Source organism: Marinobacterium ramblicola, assembly GCF_019084545.1.
Taxonomy (GTDB): domain Bacteria; phylum Pseudomonadota; class Gammaproteobacteria; order Pseudomonadales; family Balneatricaceae; genus Marinobacterium_D; species Marinobacterium_D ramblicola.
Genome location: NZ_JAHREP010000050.1, coordinates 1 through 6,574, shown reverse-complemented (window position 1 = coordinate 6,574; position 6,574 = coordinate 1). Strand labels below are relative to the sequence as shown.

Annotated in this window: 6 protein-coding genes; all 6 read left to right on the top strand. The window is 58.4% G+C overall.

Annotation, left to right across the window (positions count from 1 at the left end; translation table 11 throughout):
- The first annotated feature begins 203 nt into the window (after positions 1-203).
- Genes KQ940_RS22365 through KQ940_RS22340 form a run of 6 tightly spaced genes read left to right on the top strand, consistent with a single transcriptional unit; the run spans position 204 to position 6,406 of the window.
- The gene (locus KQ940_RS22365) at positions 204-1,157 is read left to right on the top strand and encodes an ABC transporter permease (protein ID WP_217416866.1); all 954 of its coding nucleotides are present in this window, start codon (positions 204-206) and stop codon (positions 1,155-1,157) included.
- Positions 1,154-2,074, top strand: coding sequence for an ABC transporter permease (locus tag KQ940_RS22360; protein WP_246590265.1), 921 nt, complete (start codon positions 1,154-1,156; stop codon positions 2,072-2,074). The genes KQ940_RS22365 and KQ940_RS22360 overlap by 4 nt, the downstream gene beginning before the upstream one ends.
- A 13-nt stretch (positions 2,075-2,087) precedes the next feature.
- On the top strand, positions 2,088-3,911 hold the full coding sequence (locus KQ940_RS22355; RefSeq protein ID WP_217416865.1) for an ABC transporter ATP-binding protein: 1,824 nt from the start codon (positions 2,088-2,090) through the stop codon (positions 3,909-3,911).
- Positions 3,912-3,949: 38 nt separating this feature from the next.
- The gene (locus KQ940_RS22350; protein WP_217416864.1) at positions 3,950-4,351 is read left to right on the top strand and encodes a helix-turn-helix domain-containing protein; all 402 of its coding nucleotides are present in this window, start codon (positions 3,950-3,952) and stop codon (positions 4,349-4,351) included.
- 49 nt (positions 4,352-4,400) lie between these two features.
- Positions 4,401-5,390 (top strand): threonine ammonia-lyase, encoded by a 990-nt coding sequence (locus tag KQ940_RS22345; protein WP_217416863.1) that lies wholly within the window; start codon positions 4,401-4,403, stop codon positions 5,388-5,390.
- A 23-nt stretch (positions 5,391-5,413) separates the two neighbouring features.
- Positions 5,414-6,406 carry an ornithine cyclodeaminase family protein gene (locus KQ940_RS22340; protein ID WP_217416862.1) on the top strand — a complete coding sequence of 331 codons (993 nt, stop codon included), beginning with the start codon at positions 5,414-5,416 and terminating at the stop codon, positions 6,404-6,406.
- Positions 6,407-6,574 lie beyond the last annotated feature (168 nt).

The following is a 6,574-nucleotide window of genomic DNA, read 5'->3' as shown; positions in this document are numbered from 1 at the left end:
CATTTCAACAGTAGCCTTGATGCGCATACTACCAAGCTGAAGGGTATGACCCCACACCCGCTTGGCGGCCTGATGGGCTATATGTTCGCCGAGCACGTCTGGCTGGAGGCGTAAAAGAAAGCAGGGCAAGGATCGCCCGATAATTAAAGGCGGTTCCGAGTGCTGCTCCGATGCTCGGAACCATTAATAAAAAAGGGTGGACTATGAATAGCACGATTGCACGGCTCGTAATTGGCCGGCTGGGAATCGGTGTGATCACGCTGGTTATCGTATCGATGGTGGTTTTCTTTCTCACCAGTCTGCTGCCTGGTGACGCAGTGCAGGAGCAGCTCGGTCAGGCGGCGACGCCTGAAGCCGTAGCGGCCCTGAGAGCACATTTCGGTTTGGATCAGCCGCTATGGCAGCGCTATCTGCATTGGGCGAGTGGACTGATTACAGGCAATCCCGGTATTTCGATGGTTAACGGACTGCAGGTCGGCGATATGATTTCGAACCGGCTGCCGAAGTCACTCAGTTTGGCGGCTGTTACCAGCTTAGTCTCCGTTCCGGTTGCGCTGACGATTGGCATTCTTTCAGCGATGTTCCGCGGCTCGGCTTTCGACCGGTATACCAATATGCTGACTGTGTTCGCGGTCTCCGTACCCGAATTTCTCATTGCCACCATCGCGGTGCTGATCTTTGCGGTCAAGCTCGGTTGGTTGTCCGCGCTATCGCGTACCGTCGACGTACATTCATTCGGCGAGATGCTCAGTGTCTATGCCATGCCGGTAATGACGCTGTGCTGCGTACTGATAGCGCAGATGGCGCGAATGACGCGCGCAGCCGTGATCGACCAGCTTAGCTCTCCTTATGTCGAGATGGCGTTGCTCAAGGGTGCACGACCAATGCGGGTGGTGCTACGACATGCACTGCCGAATGCAGTCGGGCCGATCGTCAACGCCGTAGCGTTGAGCCTATCCTACCTGCTCGGTGGTGTAGTGATCGTCGAGTCTATTTTCAACTATCCGGGTGTCGCGACGCTGATGGTTAACGGTGTGGTCACACGTGATATGCCGCTGGTTCAGGCATGTGTGATGCTGTTCTGCCTGGGCTTTCTTGTTCTGGTTTTGATAGCCGATATCTGTGCAATTGTATCTAATCCGAGGCTACGCAAATGAAATCGAACATCAATCAATCCGGGTCGCAGAATATGGCGACATCGGGCGGTAGCGGTCAAGTAGCGGAAAATGAATGGCTGGACAATTCAGTGCCGGTCACCGCACCCACTAAGCATCGACGTTTGCCGAACCCCGGAGGTTTCCTGGGGTTTATTCTGGTGTTTTTTTGGCTGGTGATGGCTGTGATTGGGCCAATGATCGCGCCCCATGATGTCAATGGATTGGTAAGCGACAGCTTCTTCGGTCCAATCAGTTCACAGTATCCGCTGGGTACTGATTATCTTGGACGCGATATTCTCAGCCGCTTGCTGCACGGAGCGCCTTATACGATAGGCATAGCGTTGCTGGCGACATCGCTAGCCTGTATGTCGGGTGTCGTGCTTGGCCTGGTCGCAGCCGCCTCCGGTGGATGGATCGATGCGCTCATAAGCCGTGTCCAGGATGCGATGATCGCAATCCCGAACAAGATCTTTGCATTAATCATGGTGGCCTCATTCGGTTCTTCTGTGCCACTGCTTATTGTCATGGCCGCCATCGCCTACATGCCGGGTTGCTACCGAATTGCTCGTGCCCTCGCAGTCAATGTCATGACGATGGATTATGTCCTGGCGGCGCGGACGCGGGGAGAAGGTCTGGCCTACATCATCTTTATCGAGGTGCTGCCGAATATGCTCCGTCCGGTACTGACCGATTTCGGTCTGCGCTTCGTTTATGTAGTGCTGTTACTGAGCGCGATGAGCTTCCTCGGTCTGGGCGTACAGCCACCCGATGCCGACTGGGGCTCGCTGGTGCGTGAAAACATCCAGGGCCTTGGCATCGGGGCTCCGGCGGTGCTGGCACCGGCGGTTGCGATCGCCACCCTGACCATGGGGGTCAACCTGCTTATCGACAGCCTTGGCGGGCGGGCGAAACGTTAGACGGAGAAGCGATATGAACGAGATAGTCAAGGTAAGCGGTCTGCGCGTGGCCGCGCGTACCGACGAGGGCGTCGATCTGCCGATTGTGCACGGTGTCGATTTCAGCCTGAAACAGGGCGAAGTGCTGGCGCTGATCGGCGAGTCGGGTTCCGGCAAGACCACCATCGCGCTGTCGCTGATGGGCTATGCACGCAGTGGCTGCCGCATCGTCGGCGGCAGCGTGCGCATCGGCGATGTCGACGTGCTTCAATTGTCGGATGCCGAGCTGGCCAACCTGCGCGGTTGTCGCGTGGCCTATATCGCGCAGAGTGCGGCCGCGGCATTCAACCCCTCCAAGCGGATCATGGACCAGGTCATCGAAAGTGCGATGATCCACGGCACTGCATCGCGGCAGCAGGCGCAAGCCAAGGCGGTCGAGTTGTTCAGGGCGTTGGCGCTGCCGGATCCCGAGAATATCGGCGCGCGCTATCCGCACCAGGTGTCGGGCGGTCAGCTGCAGCGGCTGATGGCGGCCATGGCGCTGATCACCGATCCGGCGCTGGTGATTCTGGACGAGCCGACCACAGCACTGGATGTCACCACCCAGATCGAAGTGCTGCGCGCATTCAAACAGGTGGTGCGTGAACGCGGTACCACGGCGGTATATGTGTCGCACGACCTGGCCGTCGTAGCGCAGATGGCGGATCGTATCGTCGTGCTGCGTGATGGCCAAATCCAGGAAAACAGCCCTACCGAGCAGCTTCTGGCCGCACCTGCACACCCCTATACCCGTCGTCTGCTGGCGGCGATGAAGCCTGCAGCGGCTTCACGTGCCTCCGCACGGGTCGAGCCTGTAGAGCAGGAGAAGCCGCTGCTTGAGGTGCGTGATCTCGAGGTGTGTTACGGCAAGCAGGTCAAGGTGCTGCATGGTATCGACCTGCAGGTGCGTCGTGGCACCACGGTCGGCGTGATCGGAGAGTCGGGCTCGGGGAAAACGACGCTGGCAAGAGCGGTCGCCGGCATGGTGGCGCCATCGGCGGGGCGGATTTTGCTGGACGGGCAGCCGCTCAGCGGTACCCTGGCCGGGCGCACCCGGGAGCAGTTCCGACGTGTGCAGTATGTGTTTCAGAACGCCGACACGGCGCTGAACCCGAAGCACAGCATCGAAGATATCCTGGCGCGCCCGCTGCGCTTCTATCACGGCATGAAGGGCAAACGGCAGCGGGAGCGTGTGGCCGAACTGCTGGACCTGGTACAGCTGCCGGCAAGTATCGCGCAGCGTCGGCCTGGTGAACTGTCCGGTGGCCAGAAGCAGCGTATCAATCTCGCGCGGGCGTTGGCGGCGGAACCTGATCTGATTCTCTGCGACGAGGTGACGTCGGCGCTGGATACGGTGGTGGGCGCGGCGATCCTTAAGCTGATGGCTGATCTGCGACGCGAACTCAATGTCTCCTATCTGTTCATCAGCCACGATATCAACACGGTTCGGGCGATCTGCGATGAGGTCGTGGTGATGTATTCCGGGGCCAAGGTCGAGCAGGGTGAGCGCTCTACCTTTCGTGCCCCGCCTTATCACCCCTATACCAATCTGCTGATCGATTCCGTGCCGGAGATGCATCAGGGTTGGCTCGAAGAGACGCAGGCGGGGCGGGGCGTACCACCGCGGATTGGTGTTTCGGCCAATGCCGAGGGGATCTGTCCGTTCCTGGCGCGCTGCCCGGTTCGGATCGACGGCAAGTGCAACACGACCCCGCCACCGCGGGTGCGGCTGGACAAGGGCAACGAAATACTCTGTCACCACCGCGATATCGAGCTTTTGCAGCTCGAAGAGTCGGTACCTGTGGCGGCGGCCGGCTAAGCGCGGCCACCTCTCACTTCGATTGGAGGGTGTCGAAGATGAACATGCAACAGCGATCTCCGTCATCGTTCCCCGACTGCGACACGGTGCTCTGCAGCGAGGAGCACGCCGCGCGGGCGGTGGCGATGGCAAAGGACTACATCGATGAGAACTTCAGCGAATCGATCAACCTGGACGATCTGGCGCACTACGTCGGCATGACGCGCTTCAGCCTTGCCAAGCAGTTCCGTCGGCGTGTCGGCATGTCCCCTTACCGTTATGTCTGTCAGGTACGCGTCCGACAGGCGAAGTCGATGATGCAGCAGGGGCAGCGTCCGACGGAGATCGCCGGCGAGGTCGGCTTCTTCGACCAGAGCCATTTGGCGCGACATTTCAAGCGCCTGTGCGGAATGACACCGCGCCAGTACAGAACACGCTATCTGCAGACGGCGGGGCAATGAGCCAGGTGTAGGGCTTGCTAAACGACCACAACAGATCACGAGAGCGATCATGGAAAAGAGCAGTGTAACGCTTGAAGATATTAAAAAGGCGGCGGAGCGTATTCGTCCCTATATTCGCCGCACCCCCTTGCTCAGGGAGAGCCGGATGGACAAGGCGTTGGGCTGCCAGGTCTACGTCAAACCGGAAATGCTTCAGATCACCGGTGCCTTCAAGCTGAGAGGGGCTTTAAGCAAAATCCTCTCCTTGACTGCGGAGGAGCTCGGTAGAGGGATTATCACCAGCTCGTCGGGCAACCATGGTCAGGCATGCGCCTACGCGGGACAGGTGCTGGGTATTCCTGCAACGGTCATCGTTCCGGAAGACACGCCATCGGTGAAGGTCGAAAACGCCCGCGCAATGGGTGCCGATGTCATTCTGTGGGATCGCTCCTACGTGGAGCGCTGGAAGAAGGTGCATGCCGAGGTCGAGGCGCACGGCTACACCATCGTCCACAACTACGAAGACTTCGACGTCATTGCCGGACAGGGCACCATCGCGCTGGAGATCATGGAGGATCTGGCGGATGTGGACACCGTTCTAGTCCCGATCGGCGGGGGTGGACTCATTTCCGGCATTGCCACCGCCATCAAGGAGTCGAAACCGAATATCAGGGTCATCGGCGTCCAGGCCGAAGCCTGCTGTCCCTACTACCGCAGCCGACAAAACGGCGAGCGAACCCGGGTAACGGTCAAACAGACCATCGCCGACGGTCTCGCCTGCGATTGGCCCGGCAACAACCCCTATCCCATTATCGAGAAGTATGTGGACGAGATCGTTGCCGTCTCCGAAGAGTCGATCGAAGAAGCGGTACGGATGGTTGCCAATGATGCCAAGCTTATCGCGGAACCTTCCTCTTGCGTGGGAATAGCCGCGTTGCAATCGGGTCTCGTGGATACGCGTCCGGATGAAAAGGTCTGTGTGGTATTGACCTCCGGAAATTGGAACCTGGACATGATCGGAAGTCTCCTTAAAGGAGATCATGTGAAAGGCATTTTCTGAAAAGATATCGGTAAAGGGAAGATATGAAAACGTTGCTATTGAACAAGGATGAGGTGGGATCGGTCCTTGATCTGGACGAAGTATTGACCGCGGTCGAAAACGGCTACAGAGCCTTTAACTCCGGCAAGGTTATTCAGCCGGACTTCATGGGCGTGGAGCTGCCGGACTCGCATGCCTGTATCGATTTCAAGGCCGGTCTTGATCTGGATGGGGGCTATATAACGCTGAAGTCCTCCGCCGGCGGATACAAACACAATCCCGAGCTGGGCCTGCCGACCGGGATGAACACCGTGATGCTGTTCGAGGCAGGCACCGGTGCCCTGAAGTGCATTATGGACGGCACCTGGATTACCGGCTGCCGCACCGCCGCCGCGGGTGCCATATCGGTCAAGTATCTTGCGCGGGAGGATGCCAAGACGCTTTGCATTATCGGTGCCGGAAACCAGGCACGCCGGCAGCTTCGCGCCATTATCAGGGTGAGGGAGTTTTCTCAAGTTCTGGTGTGGAACGCCTCCCGGGACGAGCTTGATGCCTATGTACGGGAGATGTCCGCCGAAACCGGTCTCGATATCCGCGGCTGCGAAACCGCGGAAGAGGCGGTTCGCGCGGCCGATGTCGTGGTAACCGTCACCCGAGGCCATCGCGGCCCAGTCGTCAAGAATGAGTGGCTAAAACCCGGCACCCATATTGTCGCCATCGGCTCCGATATGCAGGGCAAGCAGGAGCTTGATGCCGAGATATTCAAGGAGGCCAAGGTGGTCAACGACTCCGTCGAACTGTGCATCAAATACGGCGATACACAGCATCCCGTCAAGGATGGCTTGATCAGGCCGGAGGATATTCACGCCGAGATCGGCGAGATCCTGTTGGGCAGAAAGGCGGGTCGTGAAAATCCGCAGGAGATCACGATATTCGACTCTGTGGGCATGGCGATTCAGGACAATGTCACCGTTGCCATGCTGTATAAGGCTGCTCTGGAAAAAGGCTTAGGCACCCACTACGAATTTTTCGAATAAAAAGAGGTTGACGCGCTTCAGCCTGCTTAAGCAATTCAGGGACACTATAGATGAGTGAAGAGAAGATATATCCGGTTGCACCGGAATTCGCTGCCAATGCGCATATCGACGGTGAGAAGTATGCCGCGATGTATGAGCAGTCGATCAACGATCCGGATACCTTCTGGG

Bases quoted from the DNA above. Each gene is read 5' to 3' on its own strand.
- KQ940_RS22365 (WP_217416866.1), top strand. From the start codon at position 204: ATGAATAGCACGATTGCACGGCTCGTAATTGGCCGGCTGGGAATCGGT.
- KQ940_RS22360 (WP_246590265.1), top strand. From the start codon at position 1,154: ATGAAATCGAACATCAATCAATCCGGGTCGCAGAATATGGCGACATCG.
- KQ940_RS22355 (WP_217416865.1), top strand. From the start codon at position 2,088: ATGAACGAGATAGTCAAGGTAAGCGGTCTGCGCGTGGCCGCGCGTACC.
- KQ940_RS22350 (WP_217416864.1), top strand. From the start codon at position 3,950: ATGAACATGCAACAGCGATCTCCGTCATCGTTCCCCGACTGCGACACG.
- KQ940_RS22345 (WP_217416863.1), top strand. From the start codon at position 4,401: ATGGAAAAGAGCAGTGTAACGCTTGAAGATATTAAAAAGGCGGCGGAG.
- KQ940_RS22340 (WP_217416862.1), top strand. From the start codon at position 5,414: ATGAAAACGTTGCTATTGAACAAGGATGAGGTGGGATCGGTCCTTGAT.